This is a genomic window from Rahnella sp. 2050, from assembly GCF_040544515.1.
GTDB lineage: Bacteria > Pseudomonadota > Gammaproteobacteria > Enterobacterales > Enterobacteriaceae > Rahnella > Rahnella aceris.
This window is the reverse complement of the sequence record NZ_JBEPKE010000005.1, coordinates 83,357-104,021: the sequence shown is the minus strand read 5'-3', so window position 1 is coordinate 104,021 and position 20,665 is coordinate 83,357. Positions and strand designations below refer to the sequence as shown.

Sequence of the window (20,665 nt, the reverse complement as noted above, 5' to 3'; positions counted from 1 at the left end):
TTCACCGCACAGGGAGCGAAACTGCACAGGTTTCTTACCGGCTTCGGCTGTAGTTTTAAGAGGATGTTATGTTATTTATTTTGCGTCTGATTATCGTGGTGATTTACTCGATTCTGGTCAGTGTCTTTGGTTGCATCTACTGTCTTTTCAGTCCGCGGAACCCGAAACATGTGTCGACTTTCGGTAAGCTGTTTGGTCGTCTGGCACCGGTATTTGGTCTTCGTGTTGAAAAACGTATTCCTGCAGAAGCAGTGAATAACGGCAACTGTATTTATATTGCCAACCATCAAAACAATTACGACATGGTGACGGCTTCGTCCGTCGTCATGCCAGGAACGGTGACCGTTGGCAAGAAAAGCCTGGCCTGGATCCCGTTCTTTGGTCAGCTTTACTGGCTGACGGGCAACCTGCTGATTGACCGTGATAATCGCGCCAAAGCGCACGGTACTATTTCTCAGGTGGTGGCCCAGATTAAGAAAAAGAATCTGTCGATCTGGATGTTCCCCGAAGGGACGCGCAGCCGTGGTCGTGGTCTGATGCCATTCAAAACCGGCGCTTTCCATGCGGCGATTGCTGCCGGCGTGCCGATTGTGCCGATTTGTGTATCGAACACCAGCAACAAGGTGAAATTAAACCGCTGGTCTAACGGGCTGGTGATTGTCGAAATTTTGCCACCGATCGACACCAGTGGTTACACCAAAGAACGCCTGCGTGAATTGTCTGAGCATTGCCGTCAGATCATGGCGGACAAAATCGCCGAACTGGATGCCGAAGTGGCACAGCGCGAAGCCGCCGCAAAAAAATAATACTATTTATAAATCCACTAAATAATTCGAGTTGCCAACGCACCTGCAGCCTGAAGTATGACGGGGATTCTTCCCGCTGCCATTGATGGCGGCGGCGTTCAATACAGTTTATGGTTCGTTTTCATGGAGAAGATATGTCACTCAGTCGTCGCTCGTTCCTGCAAGCCTCCGGCGTGGCTCTTGCCGCAGGTGCTCTGCCTTTAAAAGCAGAAGCGAGTGATTCGCAACCGGCATTACCTGTTCCCCCGTTGCTTGAATCGCGCCGCGGGCAACCGCTGTTTCTGACGTTGCAGGCCGCGCACTGGTCATTCCTGGGGGGCGCAAAGGCACCGGTCTGGGGCATTAATGGCATGTACCTCGGCCCGACCGTCAAAGTGCACAGCGGCGATGACGTCAAACTTATTTACAGCAACCGTCTGGCTGAACCGGTTTCTATGACCGTCAGCGGCCTGCTTGAACCAGGAACGTTAACCGGTGGCGCAGCGCGTCTGATGCAGCCAGGCGTGGACTGGTCTCCGGTATTGCCTATTCGTCAGGCGGCGGCCACCTGCTGGTATCACGCCAATACCCCCAACCGCATGGCGCCACACGTTTATAACGGGCTGGCGGGGATGTGGATTGTTGAGGATGAAGTCAGCAAGAATCTGCCGTTACCGAATCACTACGGCGTGGATGATTTCCCGATTATCATTCAGGACAAGCGTCTGGATGGGTTCGGTGTGCCGCAATATGACACGCCAGCGTCAGGCGGGTTCTTCGGTGACACCATGCTGGTAAACGGTGTGCAAAGCCCTTATGTCGAGGTTTCGCGAGGCTGGGTGCGTCTGCGCCTGCTGAATGCATCGAATGCCCGCCGTTACGAACTGAGCATGACTGATAACCGCGCGTTCCACGTCGTGGCTTCCGATCTTGGTTTTCTGCCTGCGCCAATGACTGTTAAACGTCTGTCGCTCGGACCGGGAGAACGCCGCGAAGTGCTGGTGGATATGTCGCAGGGCGAAGAAGTGTCGATTACTGCCGGTGAAGCCGCAGGCGTGATGGACAGACTGCGTGGCCTGTTTGAACCCTCGAGCATTCTGGTGTCGACGATCGTGTTGACGCTGAAACCGACCGGCTTGTTGCCGCTGGTGACGGATAATCTGCCGATGCGTTTGCTGGCCGATCAGATCCTCTCCGGTAACGTTGTCCGCACCCGTGATTTGCGTCTCGGTGACAGTGAGCCGGGAATCAACGGCGCGATGTGGGATATCAACCGTATCGACCTGACTGCGCAACAGGGCACATGGGAACGCTGGACCGTTCATGCGGACATGCCGCAGACATTCCATGCAGAAGGCGTGTCCTTCCTGGTGAAAAGCGTCAACGGTGCGGCACCGCTGGTGGAAGATGCCGGATTCAAAGACACGGTCTGGGTGGATGGCGATGTCGAATTACTGGTGTATTTCAATCAGCCTTCCTATGAGCATTTCCCGTTTGTCTACCGCAGCGGAGCGCTGGAACTGGCTGACCGTGGCTCAGCGGGAAATATGCTGGTTCAGCCGTCGATGTAACGTTGTTCTGCTACATAAAAAAACCCGCCATGGCGGGTTTTTGCGTTATGACATTGACTGAATGGCTTACAGGCCTTTTTCCGGATCCGGCCCCAGACGGTGTTCTTTATCCAGCTTGGTGACTTCCGCCAGTTCTTCCTTCTCCAGTTTAAAGTCAAACACGTCGAAGTTTTCACGGATACGTTTAGGTGTCACCGATTTCGGGATAACAATCAGTCCGTTATCCAGATGCCAGCGGATGACAATCTGCGCAGGTGTTTTGTCATATTTTTCTGCCAGTTTCTGGATCAGCGGCTGATCAAATACCCCTTCGCCGCCCTGTGCCAGCGGGCTCCAGGATTCAGTGGCGATGGTGTGGGTGGCATTCCAGGTGTGCAACTGGCGTTGTTGCATCAGCGGGTGTAACTCAATCTGATTCACAGCAGGGAAAATACCGGTTTCGTCTTTCAGCTTCTGTAAGTGTTGCAGCGGGAAATTACATACGCCGACACTTTTCGCCAACCCTTGCTCTTTGAGTTTCAGCAGGGCTTTCCAGGCATCGACGTAATGCCCCTGGGCCGGTTGTGGCCAGTGGATCAGGTACAAGTCGACATAATCAGTTTTCAGCTTTTTAAGGCTGGTTTCCAGCGCCTGTGGCGCGTTAAGCTGATCGTCATTCCACAGCTTAGTGGTAATAAACAGCTCTTCACGCGGAACCAGGTTAGCAGCAATTGCTTCGCCGACGCCTTCCTCATTTTTGTAGATGGCGGCGGTATCGATGTGGCGATAGCCGGTTTCAATCGCCGTTTTCACCGCACTGGTGGCTTCCTGATTACTGGCTTTCCATACGCCAAGTCCTAACTGAGGCATCAGATTGCCATCGTGAAGTTTGATGATGGGTTGCGTTGCCATGAGTTTCTCCTTTCAGGGCAGAGTGCCCGCCGGAATGCACGGGCACCGTGTAGGGATTGACGTTAAGTCTAGTTAACGAAACGGCATCTTGCTGAGCAGGCTACTTATTTTAAGTGTAAAAAATACCTAAGCATGCATATCCAGTACCACGCGGTAGCGCGCTTTCCCTTCATGCAGATGCTCCACCGCGTCATTGATTTTACTCAGCGGGAAGTGCTCAACCTGCGGGGTAATGCCATGACGGGCGCAGAACGCCAGCATGTCGGCAAGACGGGAAGGGGCACCGGTCGGTGAACCGGAAATTTCTGCCTGTTTGCTGATAAGCGCCATCACATGCAGCGGTACGGCTTCGGGCACCACACCCACAAAGTGCAGACGGCCTTTGGGTGCCAGCGCGCCGAGAATGGCGTCCCAGTCCAGCGAGGCATTGGCTGTCACCATAATAAAGTCCAGCTGACCGGCGATTTTCTTCAGTTCTTCGCTGTCTCGGGTGGCGATAACGCGGTGCGCGCCAAGTGAAATCGCTTCGTCACGTTTAGCCAGTGATGACGTAAAGGCGGTGACTTCGCAGCCCCATGCATTCAGGAAGCGCAGCGCCATATGACCTAAACCGCCGATACCAATCACACCGACGCGGTGAGTTGGCAGTACGCCAAACTGCAGCAGCGGGTTGAAGACGGTGATACCGCCACAGAACAGCGGACCGGCGCTGGTGATATCCACGCCTTCCGGCAGCGGGATCGCCCACGCCCAGTGGCTGCGGATGCGGTCAGCGAAGCCGCCGTGATGGCCGATGATGGTGGCTTCCACGTCATGACAAAGGTGCTGATCGCCGGACATACAAGGATGGCAATGCATGCAACTGCCACGGTTCCAGCCCACGCCGACAATCTGGCCGACTTTCAGTCCTTTGTTCTGCGCATGATTACCTATTTTGACGATTTTACCGACCACTTCATGGCCTGGTACGAACGGATACTGCGTGATACCCCAGTCGTTATTGAGCATAGACAGATCTGAATGACAGACGCCGCAGTAATCAATCGCGACTTCAATTTCTTCATCGCCAATCGGACCTGCGTCGAAAGCAAATGCTTCCAGTGGCTGGTTCGGGCCGGCAGCGGCCCAGGCGTTAAAGGTGTTTTCAGCAGCAACAGGTGCAGACATACAATCCTCCGAACTTTCGGGTTAGACAAATAATGAATTGAAATAAGAAGTTATCAGAAAAATGAATCGGCGAACGAAGGTCGCTCACGATCAGCGAATGAAAAGTGCGTTCATACAGACTAGCAGTTCATCGCGTTTATGCAGGTGTGTCCCCCTGCGGAAGGCGACATTAACTGTAAGAGAAAATGCGCAACAGGATGATGCCCATTTCTGCGAGAGTCTTGCCTGATTCTGCTTCTCTCTGTAGGAACGTAGGGTGTTATGGCAAAATCAATGTCAGTTTAATGAATGTGTGGAGCGGAATGATGGAAAACGTGAACAGCCTGTGCACCCGCATGGCAGCCAGAGTCGCCCGGCTCAGCGGAGATAAAAACCTGACGCCGTCGGCGGTACCGCAGGTGACGCTGATGTACACCACGCGTTACCATCCGCGCCAGCCGGTTTTGTACAATCCCGGCATCGTGATCCTTTTTCAGGGACGCAAAGTGGGTTATCTGGGCAAGAAAACCTTTTCCTACGATCCGCACAATTATCTGATGCTGACCGTGCCGTTGCCTTTCGAATGTGAAACGTTCAGCAGCCCCGAAGAGCCGCTGGCCGGTATCCAGATCAGTATTGATAACCTGATGTTGCAGGATTTACTGATGGATATGGGCGACGAAAGCGTGGTGCGTCAGAAAGAACCTTCAACCGGTATCAACTCCGGCGTGCTGGATGGCGATATTCTGTGTGCCACCGAGCGTCTGCTGGATGTGATGGATAAACCGCTGCATGCCCGCATTCTTGGGCCGAAGATTATCCGCGAAATCCTGTTTTTTGTTCTGACCAGCGAAAATGGCGGGGCGTTACAGGCGCTGGTCAACCGTCATACCCATTTCAGCCAGATTGCTAAATCCCTGCGCCGGATTGAAGCGCAGTACGCCGACAATCTTAGTGTGGAAGCGCTGGCCAGCGAAGTGAACATGAGTATTTCTGCGTTTCACCATAACTTCAAAGCCGTGACCAGCACGTCGCCGCTGCAGTATCTGAAAACCTATCGTCTGCATCGTGCGCGTACGCTGATGATTTTTGATGGTGTGAAAGCCAGTGTGGCGGCACTGCAGGTCGGGTATGAAAGCGCGTCACAATTCAGTCGTGAATTTAAGCGCTATTTTGGCGTCACGCCGAGTGATGAGATGGCACGTCTGCGCGAAGGGAGTTCCGGTGTGCTGGCGTTAGCCGATGTGGCATTTAAAGCCTGAACCGCGTGTTCAGGCCCGGCATTTGCGTTTCTTCCACACCACCACCAGTCCACCAGCCAGCCCCATCACCAGCAACAGAACCGGTAAAATCATCAGCCCCGCCATAACCTGATCTTCATGGCGTTTAACCACCGGAATGTGGCTCAGCGCAAAACCGATGGTGATTACTCCGCCGACCCACAAAATGGCGCTCAGCCAGTTGAAGAACTGGAAGCGGGCATTGTTCAGACCGGAGATGCCCGCCATCGTCGGCAGCAGGGTGCGGATAAACGCCAGAAAACGGCCCACCAGTAAAGCCATCAGCCCGTGTTGGGTAAACATCTGATGTGCGCGCTGATGATAATGCGCCGGAAGCTGTAACAGCCAGCCTTTTACCAAGCGGGTATGTCCGAGCCAGCGCCCCTGAATATAGCTCAGCCAGCAGCCCAGGCTGGCAGCGGTCACCAGGATAATCAGGGTCGGGAAGAAGCTCATGACGCCTTTGGCGATAAGCGCGCCGGTCAGCAGCAATAAGCTGTCGCCGGGCAGGAAAGCGGCGGGAAGCAGTCCGTTTTCGAGAAAAAGCGTGGCGAACAGAACAGCGTAAATAACCCAGAGAAGTTTCGGGTCGGCGAGCATAATAAAATCATGTCGCCAGAGCGCATGAAAAATGTCGCAAATAACTGCCATATTCTGTCCTGTTTCTGTTCATTAAAAACTGTCACTTACCAGTGTACCGCGATTTGCGCCGGAAGACGTTGATCTGAGGACATTGTGAAAAAGACAGAATGCTCCGGCGTAAATTTACCGGAGCTAAAAGTAGAGCTTACAGATTATTCTCATTTTGCGAACGAAAATACGTCACACACCTTACCGATCTGCGCGGTGTGTCGCAATCTGTGCGGTTCAGTATGTCGCAATCCGTTCAAAGGCTGTTGAAAGATCGGCGATCAGGTCGTCACAATTTTCCAGCCCGATATGCAACCGCACCAGAGTACCGCTGAAATCCACGGTTTCTGCCGGACGTATCGCCTGAATTTCTTCCGGCTGATTGGCTAAAACCAGTGATTCAAAACCGCCCCAGGAATAGGCCATGCTGAAATGTGCGAAGTGATCGAGATAGTCGGAAAGTTGCTGTTTGCTCAGGCGCTGTTTCAGCACAAAAGAGAACAGGCCGCAACTGCCGGTGAAATCACGTTTCCAGAATTCATGGCCTTTGCTGCCGGGTAATGCCGGGTGGTTGACCACCGCCACTTCCGGCCGCTCTGCCAGCCACCGCGCAATGCGGAGACTACTTTCTGCATGCTGTTTCAGCCGCACGCCCATAGTGCGTAAACCGCGGCTGGCGACATACGCGATATCAGCATCGACCATCTGGCCCATCAGATATGAGTGTTCCCGCAGTTGCTCCCAGCAACGTTCATTAGAAACGGCGGTGCCAATCATGGCATCGGAATGGCCGATAATGTATTTGGTGCCTGCCTGAATCGAAATATCGATATCGAATTCCAGCGCTTTAAACAGAATGCCCGCCGCCCATGTGTTGTCGATCATGACGACGACGTCCGGATTCACGGCCCGCACGGCTTTCACCATCGCCGGAATGTCCGGGACTTCCAGGGTGATCGAACCCGGCGATTCCAGGAACACCACTCTGGTGTTGGGTTGCATCAGCGAGCCTAACCCCGCGCCGATATTGGCCGGAAAATAGGTGGTGGATACGCCGAGTTTTTTCAGCACTTTTTCGCAGAAATCCTGCGTCGGCTCGTAGGCTGAACCGGCCACCAGAATGTGGTCGCCGCTGCTGACAAATGAGAGTACGGCGTTACTGACTGCCGCCGCGCCACAAGGATACAGCGCGCAACCTGCGCCGCCTTCCAGCTCCACCATCGCTTCCTGGAATGAGAAATGCGTCAGGGTGCCACGACGACCGTAAAATAGTTCGCCGTTGGCGCGGTTAGCGGTGGCGTGTTTTTTATCTGCCACGGTTTCAAACACCAGCGATGAGGCGCGCTGGATCACGGCATTCACTGAACCCTGCGTGAATTTCTTGTCCCGTCCGGCGCTGACCAGCGCGGTTTCAATTTTCTTAGACGACATAATCCGTATTTCACCCTGTTTTATAGCGCGGTGCTCTCTGCATCCGCCGATATGTCATTAACTTAACATGATGAATTTCAGGGATCAGGCTTTTGGCGGGTGGATGAGAAAATTTCAGCAGCACGGCCAAAAAAAAAGCCCGTCGTCACGACGGGCAAGGGAGAAACGAGTTTTGGGCATCAGCCGGTATAAACGCCAAACAGTTTGGGCAGGAACAGCGAAATGGTCGGAATATAGGTCACCAGCATCAGCACCACGAACAGCACGCAGTAGAACGGCAGCATGGCTTTCACCACTTTTTCGATGCTCTGTTTACTCACCGCGCTGGCCACAAACAGCACCGAGCCGACCGGCGGGGTGATCAGGCCAATCCCCAGATTCACCAGCATGATCATGCCGAAATGCACCGGGTCGATGCCGAGCGATAACACCACCGGCAACAGCACCGGCGTCAGGATCAGGATGATCGGCGCCATGTCCATCAGTGTGCCGATCACCAGCAGCATGATGTTGATCCACATAAGGATCACGTACTTGTTGTCAGAGATCGAGGTGAAGAATTCGGTGATGCGCATCGGCAACTGCATGTAAGTCATGACTGCGCCAAAACTGGCGGCAAACCCTATCAGGATCATCACGATGCTGACGGTTTTCACCGTGCGATACATCAGTTTCGGTAGTTCGCTCCACTTGTAATCGCGGTAGATAAACATGGTGACGAAGAATGACCACAAACACGCGATCGCTGCGGATTCCGTCGCGGTAAATATTCCGCTGAGAATGCCGCCCATGATGATCACGATGGTCATCAGCCCCCACAGCGTGTCGATAAAAATCTTCAGCGCCTGGCGGAACGGCACGCGCTCACCTTTCGGGTAACCGCGTTTGTGAGCAAACACCACGCACATCACCATCAGCGTCAGGCTGAGCAGTAAACCGGGCAAAATACCGGCGATGAACAGCGCGGCAATCGACACCGTACCGCCGGTCGCCAGCGAGTAAATCACCGAGTTGTGGCTGGGTGGCGTCAGGATCGCCTGTACCGAGCCGCTGGCGGTGACCGCCGCCGCAAAGTCACGCGGATAGCCCTTTTTCTCCATTTCCGGGATCATCACCGAGCCGATTGAGGCGGTATCCGCCACGGAAGAACCGGAGATCGCGCCAAAAAAGGTTGAGGCCACAATGTTCACCAGCGACAGCCCGCCGCGGATAAACCCGACAAAGATGTAGGCAAAACTGACCAGCCTGCGGGCGATCCCTCCTTCGGCCATGATCGCGCCTGCCAGAATAAAGAACGGGATCGCCAGCAGTGAAAATTTGTTCACGCCGTTGGTCAGTTGGATCATCAGCGCTTCAAACGGCAGGTCAATCCACCAGGCTCCTGCCAGCGCGCTCAGCCCGACGGCGTAAGCGACCGGCACGCCAATCGCCAGCATCACTGCCAGCGTTAACAACAAGATTAATGCATCCATAACAGGCTCCGGTCAGGCGTCAGAATTGCCCAGCATCACCACAGGCCGCTGATGTTGCGGGCCGGCAATGATCTGCTCAATGATGAATAACAACGTCAGTGCAGAACCTATAGGTAGCGGCAGATAGGTCTGTCCGGCGGTCAGCAGCGGGAATTCCGCCACCGGCTGTTGCCAGAGTTCACTGCACAATTGCAGGCTGTACCAGAAAATAAACACGCTGATGGCCAGCATCATCAGGTCAGCCAGCAGGGCAGAAAATTTTTTCAGCGCAGGTGGCAGGCGGTCAGTGACCATCGCAACGACGATGTGTGAACCAGCGCGGTAACTGACAGCGGCTCCGATAAAGGTGAACGTCACCATGCACATAATCGCGATCGGCTCCGGCCACGACAGGGCGCTGTTCATCACGTAACGGGCAAAGATCCCAACCGGGATCACCGCCACCATCAGCAGCAACGCGATGCCCGCGATCCACATCGCGCAGCGGTAAAGAATGTCCATCAGGGTGTGATAACTCGAAACCATAAATCCCCCGGCGAAAGATCAGAAAGAAGCAGCCCGCAGGCTGCCGGTGTCAGGGTTTACTTCACGTCAGCGATTTGCTGCATCAGATCCTGATGGTCTTTGCCGAATTCATCGCGCACGGATTGCGTGGCTTTGACATACGTCGCGGGGTCAATCTCATAGAATTTCACGCCGCCCGCTTTCATCGTGGCGAGGGCTTTCTCGTTATAGGCTTTCCACAGTTCGCGCTGTTCGTCCTGTGCTTCTTTCGCCAGTTTGAGGATTAACTGCTGGTCTTCCGGTTTCAGTTTGTCCCATTTCACTTTTGAATACAGGAACAGCTCCGGGATGATGAAATGGCGGCTGTAGGTGTAGTTTTTCACTACCGGCAGGTAGTTATGGGCGACAAAGGTTGGCGGGTTGTTTTCGGTGCCGTCAATGACGCCGGTCTGCATGCCGCTGAACACTTCACTGACGCCCATCGCCACCGGATTGGCACCCATCGCTTTCAGCGTTGCCAGCGCAATCGGACTGCCCTGTACGCGGATTTTCATGCCGTGCAAATCTTCCGGTTTCACCACCGGTTTTTTGGTGATCAGGTTACGCGTCCCGCCATCCATCCAGCCGAGAAAAACCAGTCGCGAATTCGGGTTGTTGGTGATTTTATCGCCGATTTCTTTACCGATCTGACCGTCGAGCACTTTGTGCATATGGTCTTCGTCGCGGAAAATATAGGGCAGGGTGAAGACATTAATTTCTGGCAAAATCGAAGCAACCGGCGTCATCGACACACGGATGATATCCAGCGCACCGAGCTGCGCCTGTTCAATTTCCTGCTTTTCATCTCCCAGCACGCCGCCCGGAAACGTTTTAATTTCGAGGCGTCCGTCTGTTTGCTTTTGCAGTTTTTCGCCCATGTGCTGGACGGCGACCACGTTGGGATAGCCTTGCGGATGCACGTCGGCGGCTTTCAGCGTTTGTGCTGACACGCCATGCGTAAATAAGAGGGTCGCGGAACTCAGGCAAAGGCTGAGAAGTGCTTTTTGCATTTTCATCAGTTTGTCTCCAGGGTACTCGGTAAGGGAAAGATAAATGTGAACAAGTATCGAACAGGACGGGCGCAGAGGCGTTGCCGGTTCATTTTGAAAAATGTCTGAATAAGCTTTTAAATGATAGGGATGCATGACGTGCCGGTGTGAGGTCTTCGCCAGTGAATGCACTTTATCCTATTTTTTGTTGTGCGGTATTTGAGCGTTATCACAAACTCGTAACAAATGTAAAAAGCTGTTGCTTAATATTTAAAACGTTGTTTTAACTTGAGTAATGAAGCTCAGATGATTGATTTACTGTGTGATTTTTTTTGAAAGTGTGACGGAGGTTAAATTGTTCAACCTTTGTACAAACAGGAAAAACCTTGTCATCTGTCAATGACACGTCGGGCGGCAGGCGGGACAATGTAAATAATAATGAGAACGACTATCAATTAGGCCTTTTTCTTTGATATCATTCGGCGTTATTCATTCCTTCTACACACTGATTCTGGCTGGAGGCGACGCGTGAAAACGGCTCGCAATAAGATGAAAGAGGCGACCTCATTACTGATGTCGTTAATGTTGGTTGCTGGTCTGAGCGGCAACGCGATGGCTGCACCTGCGACGCCGGCGGGACAAGCCGTCAATTCTGCAGCAACTCAACCTGCAACGGCTGACGCACCGGCGACCGGTGACGCAACGCCAGCTCCGGTGATGCAACCCGCGCCAGCAGAGACGGCACCCGTGATCCCAACCGATTTGTCTGTTATGGGCATGTACCATCACGCTGATGTGGTGGTGAAGACCGTCATGATCGGTCTGCTGCTGGCTTCTGTGGTCACCTGGGCATTGTTATTCAGCAAGGGTGCGGAAGTCTTCACGGGCAAACGCCGTATGCGCCGTGAATTTGATGCGTTGTCCTCCGTTCGTACGCTGGACGAAGCCGCCGAGCAGGCTGAAAGTTTCGCTGCCAGCAGCATCAGCGCGCAGATGATCCGCGATGCGCAGAACGAGCTGGAACTGTCTGCCGGATCGACTGACAACAACGGCATTAAAGAGCGTACCGGTTTTCGCCTTGAGCGCCGCGTCAGCGCCGCGGGTCGTTACATGGGCCGTGGCAACGGTATTCTGGCGACCATCGGAGCAATCTCTCCCTTCGTCGGTCTGTTCGGTACCGTATGGGGCATCATGAACAGCTTCATCGGTATCGCACAGACGCAGACTACCAATCTGGCGGTCGTCGCACCGGGTATCGCCGAAGCCTTACTGGCCACGGCTGTGGGTCTGGTTGCGGCTATCCCTGCGGTGGTCATCTACAATATTTTCGCCCGTACCATCACCTCTTACCGTCATCAGGTAGGCGATGTGGCGGCGCAGATTATCCTGTTACAGGGCCGTGATTTGGATCTGGCTGCCAGCGAAGGCAATGCGCCACGCGGTCAGACAGGTCAGTTACGCGTAGGGTAATAACAGATTATGGCTATTCGGTTAAACGACGATATCGACGAAAGTGGTGAAATGCATGACATCAACGTCACGCCTTTTATCGACGTCATGCTGGTATTGCTGATCATCTTCATGGTGGCGGCACCGCTGGCCACCGTTGATGTGCGGGTGGATTTACCGGCTTCGACGGCAAAACAGCAGCCGCGTCCGGAGAAACCGATTTTCCTGTCGGTGAAAGCTGACAAGCAACTGTTCCTCGGCGACACGCCCGTGAACAGCGATAATATGACCGCGATGCTGGATCAGCGTACTCAGGGTAACAAGCAGAGTACGATTTTCTTCCGCGCGGACAAAAGTGTCGATTACGAAACGCTGATGAGCGTGATGGATAACTTGCGTAAAGCCGGTTACCTGAAAGTCGGGCTGGTGGGTGCAGAACAAACCGGTGCCGCTGCGGCGCAGTAAGTTGTGAATCAAATCAGACGCACAAAAAAGGCCAGCATTGCTGGCCTTTCGTTTATCCGCAAAACGGTAACTCAGGTTACCGGCGCCGGGTTAAACACCGCCAGCGCATTATGGATGCCCCAGGTGTCTGACCAGGTTTTCTTGCGACCGCTGGCGATGTCCAGAATGAAATGGAACAGTTCCCAGCCCACATCCTCGATGGTGGCATCACCGGTCGCAATTGTCCCGGCATTGATATCCATCAGATCGTGCCAGCGGTTTGCCAGCGTGGTACGTGTTGCCATTTTAATCACCGGCACGGCAAGCAGGCCGTATGGCGTACCGCGTCCGGTGGTGAATACCTGAACGGTAATACCGGAAGCCAGTTGCTGTGTCCCGCAGACAAAATCGCTGGCAGGTGTGGCGGCGTAAATCAGGCCTTTTTTGGTCGGACGTTGTCCCGGAGACAACACTTCTGAAATCGCACTGGTACCGGATTTAGCAATCGAACCCAGGGCTTTTTCAACCACGTTAGCCAGACCGCCTTTTTTGTTGCCCGGAGACGGGTTGGCGCTGCGGTCGGTCTGACCCAGCGACAGATAATTATCGTACCAGGCCATTTCTTCCAGCAGACGTTTACCCACGTCGACGTCCGCTGCACGCGGTGTCAGCAGATGGATAGCGTCGCGCACTTCTGTGACTTCTGAAAACATCACTGTTGCACCGCAGCGCACCAGCAAATCCGAAGCGTAACCGACTGCCGGGTTGGCGGTGACACCGGAGAAGGCATCACTGCCGCCGCATTGTGTGCCCACAACCAGATCGGAAGCCGGACAGGTTTCGCGCTGGCGGCGGTTCAGGCGTTCCAGATGAAATTGTGCGACCGTCAGGATATCGTCAACCATCGACTGGAAACCGACATGTTGCTCATCCTGCAAACGCACAATGTGCGTGTCATCGAGTGAAATCGCCTGCACATCCGGCGTGCCTTCCAGCAGGCGCTCGGGTTGCAGCTTCTCACAGCCCAGACCGACCACCATGACTTCGCCGCCAAAGTTCGGGTTCAGCGCCAGATTGTGGATGGTACGGATCGGGATAATGGCCGCAGGAGCGTTAATCGCCACACCGCAACCGTACAAATGGTTCAGTGCCACGACGCCGTCGACGTTGGGGAATTTCGGCAGTAAATCACGTTCAATGATTTTCACTACGTAATCCACTACGCCCGCCACGCAGTGCACACTGGTGGTGATTCCCAGCAGATTTTTGGTGCCGACGCTGCCGTCGGCATTGCGGTAGCCTTCAAAGGTATAGCCTTCGAGTGGTGGCAGCGCGGGTGGCACACGGGTGGCCAGCGGCAGGCTGTAAAGTTCAGGGGCGACCGGTAATTCCACCAGGGATTCATCAATCCAGCTGCCCTGCGCGATATCCCGTACGGCATAACCAATGACTTCTCCGTAACGAATAATATCGCCGCCTTTAGCAATGGGTTCTAACGCCACTTTATGGCCTTGCGGAATATGCTCAATTAATTCCAGACCGTTCGCAAATCGGGTGCCGGCTTTTAAGCCGTTGTCATTCACAATAATCGCCACGTTATCGCTTTCATGAACTTTAATAAAAAGCGCTTCGGTAGCGTGTTCTTTATCTTTATTACGTGACATAACTGTCTCCGCGTTTATTAAACATCCCGGAACAAAAAATTCCGGTAAATTATCTGAAGTTGACGCTCAATAATGTTCTTGTAAACATGCTCTGGTAATACAGGGTATGGCATCCATTATAAGGCAGTCTTCCGGCAACCTCATTGTGCAACTGACCAGCTTTTTGCCCGATGAACGTCATTCTGTGTGGCAGGTGACAGAATAAATGTGATGTAAATCACCCTTTGATTTGAGCGGTTATCGGTTCCACACAATCTGTGATTCTCCTCCCACACCGATGTGTGGATGCAAAAGAATAGTCACAATCAACGGGGCTATTCTTGGGCGAATGCACAGTGTTATTTCGTGGCCTCCTTTTTATACTGTATTGGCCCTCTGAAGGTGACGTTGAAAGTAATACAGGTAAATTTCAGGCGATCATAAATAAAGTGTTTATTGCCTGTTTCGAATTAAGACGCTGTACGGCGAATAACCACAGGTGAACGAAAAACGTTATTTCAATAACGGTGAGCTCCCTGAAAAATTTTCGCATTATGACAATGAGGGTCACCATGAACATTCAATCTCAGTCCGGGACAATCGCGCAAAGTAAGGTACGGACCCATATCCGTTACTATATTTTGCTGATTATCTTTTTAATCACGGCGGTGAATTACGCTGACCGCGCCACGCTCTCTATCGCGGGAACCGAGGTCGCGCGTGAGCTGGGCCTGGATGCTGCCGACATGGGACAAATATTTGCCGCGTTCGGCTGGGCTTATCTGATTATGCAATTGCCCGGCGGCTGGCTGCTGGACAGATTTGGCTCCAAAAAAGTGTACACCTACAGCCTGTTCTTCTGGTCGCTGTTCACCCTGTTGCAGGGTTTTGTGGGCTGGTTCCCGCTGGCGTACGGCGCACTGACGCTGTTCATGTTGCGTTTCATGCTCGGTTTCTCCGAAGCTCCATCCTTCCCGGCGAACGCCCGTATTGTGGCTGCCTGGTTCCCGACCACTGAACGCGGCACGGCTTCCGCGATTTTTAACTCCGCACAGTATTTCTCACTGGCACTGTTTTCGCCTTTACTGGGCTGGCTGACTTATGCCTGGGGCTGGGAACATGTTTTCATCGTGATGGGCGTGCTGGGTTTTGTCCTGACGCTGGTGTGGATCAAATTCATTCACAACCCGCCGGAACATCCACATATTTCTAAAAGTGAGCTGGAGTATCTGACAGACGGCGGTGCCGTTGTTGATATCGACCACAAGAAAACGGACAGCGCGAAAAACGGCCCGAAATGGAGCTACGTTCGTCAGATGCTGAGCAGCCGCATGATGCTTGGGATCTTCTTCGGACAGTATTTCATTAACAGTATTACGTGGTTCTTCCTGACCTGGTTCCCGATTTATCTGGTTCAGGAAAAGGGCATGTCTATTCTTAAAGTGGGGATGATTGCCGCAATTCCTGCGCTGTGTGGTTTTGCGGGCGGTGTGCTGGGTGGCGTGTTCTCAGATTTTCTGATCAGACGCGGCTACTCGCTGACCGTGGCGCGTAAAATTCCTATCGTGCTGGGCATGTTATTAGCCACCAGCATCATTTTGTGTAACTACACGGACAATAACGTACTGGTCGTCACCCTGATGGCGCTGGCGTTCTTCGGTAAAGGCTTCGGAGCGCTCGGCTGGCCAGTGATTGCGGATACTGCGCCAAAAGAAGTCATCGGTCTGTGCGGCGGCATCTTCAACGTGTTCGGTAACGTGGCCTCCATCGTGACGCCGCTGGTGATCGGCTACATCGTGAAAGGTCTGCATTCTTTCAATATGGCATTAATTTTTGTGGGCTGTTCAGCACTGATGGCGATGCTTTGCTATCTGCTGGTGGTCGGCGATATCAAACGTCTGGAACTTAAGAAATAGTAAATTGCGATGCGGGGTAATCCGGGCATCCCGGCTCTGCCCCCTTTTATGAGGTCAGATATGAGTAATCAAATGATTCCAAACCGGTTCCGCCAGGACTTATTGCAAGGGAAAACCCTGATTGGCTGTTGGTCAGCATTATCCAGCCCGATCTCAACCGAAGTGCTTGGCCTCGCAGGTTTTGACTGGCTGCTGCTCGACGGCGAACACGCGCCAAACGATGTTAGCACTTTTGTGCCGCAGCTGATGGCGCTGAAAGGCAGCCGCAGCGCGCCGGTAGTTCGTCCGCAATTCAACGATCCGGTGGTGATTAAACGTCTGCTGGATATCGGTTTCTACAATTTCCTGGTGCCGTTTGTGGAAACACAGGAACAGGCTGAGCTGGCCGTTGCTTCGACCCGTTATCCGCCTGCCGGGATCCGCGGCGTTTCCGTTTCCCACCGCAGCAACATGTTCGGCACCGTGCCGGATTACTTCAACAGCATCAATGACAACATCGCGGTGATGGTGCAAATCGAAAGCCAGCAGGGCGTCGATAATCTGGACGCGATTGCTGCCGTTGATGGCATCGATGGCATTTTCGTCGGCCCGAGTGATCTGGCCGCAGGCATGGGTCATCTGGGCAACGCCGGACACCCGGACGTGCAGGCCGCTATCCGTCACATCTTTGCGCGTGCAAAAGCGCATGGCAAACCGAGCGGTATTCTGGCACCGGTTGAAGCGGATGCGCGCCGTTATCTGGAGTGGGGAGCGACCTTCGTGGCTGTCGGCAGTGATTTAGGCGTTTTCCGTGCAGGCACACAGGCGCTGTGCGATCGCTTCACCCAGTGATTCGCTCTCATTACATCAATATAAAGAGGATACCCGAATGAAAATTGGCTTTATTGGTTTAGGCATCATGGGCAAGCCTATGAGCAAAAACCTGCTGAAAGCAGGTTACGAGCTGGTCGTTATGGACCGCAATCAGGATACCGTCGGCGAAATTGTCCAACTCGGCGCGACAGCCGCAGACACACCAAAAGCGGTGGCTGCGGTTTCTGATGTGATCATCACCATGCTGCCAAACTCGCCGCAGGTGAGAGACGTGGCGCTGGGCGAAAATGGTCTGATTGAAGGCGCTCGTCCGGGCACCATTTTCATCGACATGAGTTCTATCGCGCCGCTGGCAAGTCGTGAAATCAGTGAGGCGCTGGCCGCTAAACAAATCGCGATGCTCGATGCGCCGGTCTCCGGTGGTGAACCAAAAGCCATCGACGGCACTATGTCTGTCATGGTGGGTGGCGACAAAGCTGTGTTTGATAAATGCTATGAAATCATGAAATCCATGGCGGGTTCGGTGGTGCATACCGGTGATATTGGTGCAGGCAACGTGACCAAGCTGGCGAACCAGGTGATTGTGGCGCTGAACATTGCGGCGATGTCAGAAGCACTGGTGCTGGCAACCAAAGCGGGCGTGGATCCGGATCTGGTTTTCCAGGCAATTCGTGGTGGTCTGGCAGGCAGTACCGTGCTGGAAGCGAAAGCGCCGATGGTGATGGATCGCAACTTCAAACCGGGCTTCCGTATTGATTTACACATCAAAGATTTAGCGAACGCACTGGACACCTCACACAGCGTCGGCGCACAACTGCCTCTGACCTCGCTGGTCATGGAAATGATGCAGGCATTGAAAGCGGATGGTCACGGGCAATCTGACCATAGCGCTATTGCACGCTATTATGAAACCTTAGCGAAGGTTGAAGTTACCCGTTAGTCTGCGGCGGACGCGCGGCGCTGAATGAACACGGCCGGCGCGCGGCCCTTCAGGCAGGATGCAAAACTGACAGGACGCTTTTCCACATCGGCGCGTGCAGTTTATGAAGGTAATGACTTTATGAAAATAGTGATCGCACCGGATTCATACAAAGAAAGTTTGTCTGCTTTGGATGTGGCAAAAGCCATCGAGAGTGGGTTCCGTGAGATTTTCCCCGAGGCAGAGTACGTCAAGTTGCCGGTTGCCGATGGCGGCGAAGGCACGGTAGAGGCCATGGTGGCGGCTACCGGTGGGCGTGTGGTGAAGGTGAATGTCACCGGACCACTGGGCACCCCGCTTGAAGCGTTTTTTGGCCTTTCAGGTGATGAGAAAATCGCTTTCATCGAAATGGCGGCGGCCAGCGGGCTGGAAAGTGTTCCTCCGGCGCAACGTAATCCGCTGAAAACCACGTCGTATGGTACAGGTGAACTGATCCATTCTGCTCTCGGCCACGGCGTAAAACACTGCATTATCGGGATTGGTGGCAGCGCTACCAACGATGGTGGCGCTGGCATGATGCAGGCGCTGGGCGCGAAGTTGCTGACCAAAGATGGCAAATCTATTGGTCAGGGCGGAGGCGAGCTGGAAAAACTGCACCACATTGATATCAGCGGGTTGGATCCGCGAATTAAAACATGCCGCTTTGAAGTGGCCTGTGACGTCACGAATCCGCTGACCGGCAAGGACGGAGCTTCTGCCATCTTTGGCCCGCAAAAAGGGGCAACACCGGAGATGATCGAACAGCTCGACGGCTATCTGCATCATTACGCCCGGGTGATCAAACAGGATCTGGGTATTGACGTTGAGCATGTTCCCGGAGCCGGTGCTGCCGGTGGCATGGGAGCGGCACTTTACGGGTTCTGTCATGCCGAACTGCGCCAGGGCATTGAGATCGTCACCGATGCGCTGGGGTTGGATGAACTGGTGAAAGATGCCACGCTGGTGATTACCGGTGAAGGGCGGATTGACAGTCAGAGCATCAATGGCAAAGTGCCAATTGGTGTGGCACGGGTGGCTAAACGTTACAACAAGCCCGTGATTGGTATTGCCGGCAGTCTGACAAAAGATGTTGATGTCGTTTACGACCATGGTCTGGATGCTGTTTTCAGCGTGCTCTACAGCATTTGTACGCTTGATGATGCCCTGAAAAACGCCGCAGACAACTTGCGTAAATCAGCACGAAATATTGCCGCCACTATTAAGTTATCGCAAAAGCTTTAACCGACAGCACTCAGGATATAAAACCGGTGTTCAGGCCCAGCCTGCGCCGGTTTTTGTATTTTATTTCCCTCGGTTTTACGTTAGGTTTTAAAGACATTCGCCAATGAGAAAACACGTATGTCAGAGATCGATTTTTCACAGCAGCCGGTTAATACGCAAACGAAAGGGCTGGGGCCGCTGAATGACGGTGCGCGCATGCGCGATATCCGTGAACAGGGCTGGAATATCCTGCGTGAAGACGTCAGCCTGCCGGTGGCGGTGCTGCTCGAAGAGAGAATCGAACACAACCTTTCCTGGATGCGTGAATTTATCCAGCGTTATCAGCTCAAACTGGCACCGCACGGCAAAACCACCATGAGCCCTGAGTTATATCAGATGCAGCTGGAATTCGGCGCATGGGGCATCACGCTGGCAACGGCACCGCAGGTTTATGCCGCGTTCCGGCACGGTGTGCGCAAAGTGATCATGGCGAATCAGCTGGTGGGGAAAGGCAACATGGCAATCATTGCCGGGTTGCTGCGTGATGACCCGGCATTTGATTTTACCTGCATCGTTGATTCTGCTGAGAACGCCGATGCGCTCGGGCACTATTTTGCCAGCCAGCGGCAGAAACTGCGGGTGATGTTTGAGTACGGCATAACGGGCGGGCGCACCGGTATTCGCACCGAACAACAGGAAGCCGACGTACTGGCGGCGGTGAAGCGCTGGCCGCAGTCACTGGCGCTGGTCGGCGTCGAGCTTTATGAAGGCGTGAGCAATGATGAAGCGGTGATCCGCCGTTTCCTGCGTCACGTGATGACACGTACCGAAGCGCTGGCGCAGGCCGGAGAATTTGCTGAACCCCAGGTGATTTTGACCGGTGCAGGTTCCGCCTGGTTCGATGTGGTTGCCGAGGAACTGACGCGGGAAGAAACCCATCTCGATACAGAAAAACGCTACGTGCTGGATATCATTCTGCGTTCCGGTTGTTACGTGACACACGACGTTGGCGCGTATCAGGCGGCGCTGGAACGCATGCAAACCAGCAATCCGGTGGCGCGTGAAATGAACAGCAGTTTACAGCCAGCGTTGCAGGTCTGGGCAGCCGTGCAGTCGTTGCCGGAACCGGGCAGGGCCATTATTGCGTTCGGCAAACGTGATGCCGGTTATGATGCCGGATACCCGAAAGCGGCCGGACATTTTCGTCCGCGCAGCGCCACACAGGCCGGATACACCACGGTGGTGCCCGCGCCTGACGACTGGAAAGTATTCGCGATGATGGATCAGCATGCGTTTATGTCGATCCCGGAAGATGCGGATTTGAAAGTCGGCGACATGCTGGTGTTTGATATCTGTCATCCGTGCCTGACGTTCGACAAATGGCGTCAGTTGTTGCTGGTGAATGAACAGTGGGATGTGACCGGCGCGGTGACGACCTGGTTCTGACGACACGAAAACGCCCGGACGATGCCGGGCGTTAATC

At 53.8% G+C, this 20,665-nt stretch carries 18 protein-coding genes; 10 read left to right on the top strand and 8 right to left on the bottom strand.

The window, feature by feature from the left end; all coding sequences use genetic code 11:
• The first annotated feature begins 68 nt into the window (after positions 1 to 68).
• The gene (locus tag ABIC79_RS18485) at positions 69 to 806 is read left to right on the top strand and encodes a 1-acylglycerol-3-phosphate O-acyltransferase (RefSeq protein ID WP_013573972.1); all 738 of its coding nucleotides are present in this window, start codon (positions 69 to 71) and stop codon (positions 804 to 806) included.
• 134 nt (positions 807 to 940) lie between these two features.
• Positions 941 to 2,356 (top strand): cell division protein FtsP, encoded by a 1,416-nt coding sequence (ftsP, locus tag ABIC79_RS18480; protein ID WP_354568060.1) that lies wholly within the window; start codon positions 941 to 943, stop codon positions 2,354 to 2,356.
• A gap of 66 nt (positions 2,357 to 2,422) precedes the next feature.
• Here ftsP and dkgA read toward each other — a convergent pair whose 3' ends face one another.
• The gene (gene dkgA, locus ABIC79_RS18475; RefSeq protein ID WP_013573974.1) at positions 2,423 to 3,247 is read right to left on the bottom strand and encodes a 2,5-didehydrogluconate reductase DkgA; all 825 of its coding nucleotides are present in this window, start codon (positions 3,245 to 3,247) and stop codon (positions 2,423 to 2,425) included.
• A gap of 126 nt (positions 3,248 to 3,373) precedes the next feature.
• Positions 3,374 to 4,414, bottom strand: a complete 1,041-nt coding sequence (ahr, locus tag ABIC79_RS18470; RefSeq protein WP_013573975.1) for an NADPH-dependent aldehyde reductase Ahr — start codon at positions 4,412 to 4,414, stop codon at positions 3,374 to 3,376.
• Positions 4,415 to 4,719: 305 nt separating this feature from the next.
• Between ahr and ABIC79_RS18465 the strand changes: the two genes are divergently transcribed.
• The gene (locus ABIC79_RS18465) at positions 4,720 to 5,655 is read left to right on the top strand and encodes an AraC family transcriptional regulator (protein WP_013573976.1); all 936 of its coding nucleotides are present in this window, start codon (positions 4,720 to 4,722) and stop codon (positions 5,653 to 5,655) included.
• 9 nt (positions 5,656 to 5,664) lie between these two features.
• On the opposite strand, the gene ABIC79_RS18460 is transcribed toward ABIC79_RS18465, so the two are convergent.
• From ABIC79_RS18460 to ABIC79_RS18440, 5 genes are all read right to left on the bottom strand, one after another.
• Entirely contained in the window at positions 5,665 to 6,324 is a 660-nt protein-coding gene (locus ABIC79_RS18460; protein WP_013573977.1) for a DedA family protein, read from the bottom strand.
• 216 nt (positions 6,325 to 6,540) lie between these two features.
• A complete protein-coding gene (gene metC / locus ABIC79_RS18455) occupies positions 6,541 to 7,734 on the bottom strand; it encodes a cystathionine beta-lyase (protein ID WP_119261241.1) in 1,194 nt (397 codons plus the stop codon).
• Between the two features lie 179 nt (positions 7,735 to 7,913).
• On the bottom strand, positions 7,914 to 9,206 hold the full coding sequence (locus ABIC79_RS18450; protein WP_013573979.1) for a TRAP transporter large permease: 1,293 nt from the start codon (positions 9,204 to 9,206) through the stop codon (positions 7,914 to 7,916).
• A gap of 12 nt (positions 9,207 to 9,218) precedes the next feature.
• The gene (locus ABIC79_RS18445) at positions 9,219 to 9,731 is read right to left on the bottom strand and encodes a TRAP transporter small permease (protein ID WP_013573980.1); all 513 of its coding nucleotides are present in this window, start codon (positions 9,729 to 9,731) and stop codon (positions 9,219 to 9,221) included.
• 56 nt (positions 9,732 to 9,787) lie between these two features.
• Positions 9,788 to 10,765 (bottom strand): TRAP transporter substrate-binding protein, encoded by a 978-nt coding sequence (locus ABIC79_RS18440; protein ID WP_013573981.1) that lies wholly within the window; start codon positions 10,763 to 10,765, stop codon positions 9,788 to 9,790.
• 522 nt (positions 10,766 to 11,287) lie between these two features.
• On the opposite strand from ABIC79_RS18440, the gene exbB reads away from it, so the two are divergent.
• Entirely contained in the window at positions 11,288 to 12,208 is a 921-nt protein-coding gene (exbB, locus tag ABIC79_RS18435) for a tol-pal system-associated acyl-CoA thioesterase (protein WP_191996295.1), read from the top strand.
• Between the two features lie 9 nt (positions 12,209 to 12,217).
• Positions 12,218 to 12,652, top strand: a complete 435-nt coding sequence (gene exbD, locus ABIC79_RS18430; RefSeq protein ID WP_013573983.1) for a TonB system transport protein ExbD — start codon at positions 12,218 to 12,220, stop codon at positions 12,650 to 12,652.
• A gap of 71 nt (positions 12,653 to 12,723) precedes the next feature.
• Here the strand turns inward: exbD and garD are convergent, their stop codons facing one another.
• Positions 12,724 to 14,295 (bottom strand): galactarate dehydratase, encoded by a 1,572-nt coding sequence (gene garD / locus ABIC79_RS18425; protein ID WP_013573984.1) that lies wholly within the window; start codon positions 14,293 to 14,295, stop codon positions 12,724 to 12,726.
• Positions 14,296 to 14,846: 551 nt separating this feature from the next.
• On the opposite strand from garD, the gene ABIC79_RS18420 reads away from it, so the two are divergent.
• From ABIC79_RS18420 to ABIC79_RS18400, 5 genes are all read left to right on the top strand, one after another.
• Entirely contained in the window at positions 14,847 to 16,190 is a 1,344-nt protein-coding gene (locus ABIC79_RS18420; protein WP_013573985.1) for an MFS transporter, read from the top strand.
• 60 nt (positions 16,191 to 16,250) lie between these two features.
• Positions 16,251 to 17,021 carry a 2-dehydro-3-deoxyglucarate aldolase gene (garL, locus tag ABIC79_RS18415; protein ID WP_013573986.1) on the top strand — a complete coding sequence of 257 codons (771 nt, stop codon included), beginning with the start codon at positions 16,251 to 16,253 and terminating at the stop codon, positions 17,019 to 17,021.
• The gene (gene garR / locus ABIC79_RS18410; protein WP_269147805.1) at positions 17,005 to 17,943 is read left to right on the top strand and encodes a 2-hydroxy-3-oxopropionate reductase; all 939 of its coding nucleotides are present in this window, start codon (positions 17,005 to 17,007) and stop codon (positions 17,941 to 17,943) included. The genes garL and garR overlap by 17 nt, the downstream gene beginning before the upstream one ends.
• 120 nt (positions 17,944 to 18,063) lie before the next feature.
• Positions 18,064 to 19,203, top strand: coding sequence for a glycerate kinase (locus ABIC79_RS18405; protein WP_013573988.1), 1,140 nt, complete (start codon positions 18,064 to 18,066; stop codon positions 19,201 to 19,203).
• Between the two features lie 117 nt (positions 19,204 to 19,320).
• Positions 19,321 to 20,628, top strand: coding sequence for an amino acid deaminase (locus ABIC79_RS18400; protein WP_354568054.1), 1,308 nt, complete (start codon positions 19,321 to 19,323; stop codon positions 20,626 to 20,628).
• Positions 20,629 to 20,665 lie beyond the last annotated feature (37 nt).

Coding starts and splice junctions, on each gene's coding strand:
- exbB (WP_191996295.1), top strand. CDS start 11,288: ATGAAAGAGGCGACCTCATTACTGATGTCGTTAATGTTGGTTGCTGGT.
- ABIC79_RS18400 (WP_354568054.1), top strand. CDS start 19,321: ATGTCAGAGATCGATTTTTCACAGCAGCCGGTTAATACGCAAACGAAA.
- ftsP (WP_354568060.1), top strand. CDS start 941: ATGTCACTCAGTCGTCGCTCGTTCCTGCAAGCCTCCGGCGTGGCTCTT.
- dkgA (WP_013573974.1), bottom strand. CDS start 3,247: ATGGCAACGCAACCCATCATCAAACTTCACGATGGCAATCTGATGCCT.
- ABIC79_RS18465 (WP_013573976.1), top strand. CDS start 4,720: ATGGAAAACGTGAACAGCCTGTGCACCCGCATGGCAGCCAGAGTCGCC.
- ABIC79_RS18450 (WP_013573979.1), bottom strand. CDS start 9,206: ATGGATGCATTAATCTTGTTGTTAACGCTGGCAGTGATGCTGGCGATT.
- ABIC79_RS18420 (WP_013573985.1), top strand. CDS start 14,847: ATGAACATTCAATCTCAGTCCGGGACAATCGCGCAAAGTAAGGTACGG.
- ABIC79_RS18440 (WP_013573981.1), bottom strand. CDS start 10,765: ATGAAAATGCAAAAAGCACTTCTCAGCCTTTGCCTGAGTTCCGCGACC.
- metC (WP_119261241.1), bottom strand. CDS start 7,734: ATGTCGTCTAAGAAAATTGAAACCGCGCTGGTCAGCGCCGGACGGGAC.
- exbD (WP_013573983.1), top strand. CDS start 12,218: ATGGCTATTCGGTTAAACGACGATATCGACGAAAGTGGTGAAATGCAT.
- ABIC79_RS18445 (WP_013573980.1), bottom strand. CDS start 9,731: ATGGTTTCGAGTTATCACACCCTGATGGACATTCTTTACCGCTGCGCG.
- garL (WP_013573986.1), top strand. CDS start 16,251: ATGAGTAATCAAATGATTCCAAACCGGTTCCGCCAGGACTTATTGCAA.
- garD (WP_013573984.1), bottom strand. CDS start 14,295: ATGTCACGTAATAAAGATAAAGAACACGCTACCGAAGCGCTTTTTATT.
- ABIC79_RS18405 (WP_013573988.1), top strand. CDS start 18,064: ATGAAAATAGTGATCGCACCGGATTCATACAAAGAAAGTTTGTCTGCT.
- ahr (WP_013573975.1), bottom strand. CDS start 4,414: ATGTCTGCACCTGTTGCTGCTGAAAACACCTTTAACGCCTGGGCCGCT.
- ABIC79_RS18460 (WP_013573977.1), bottom strand. CDS start 6,324: ATGGCAGTTATTTGCGACATTTTTCATGCGCTCTGGCGACATGATTTT.
- ABIC79_RS18485 (WP_013573972.1), top strand. CDS start 69: ATGTTATTTATTTTGCGTCTGATTATCGTGGTGATTTACTCGATTCTG.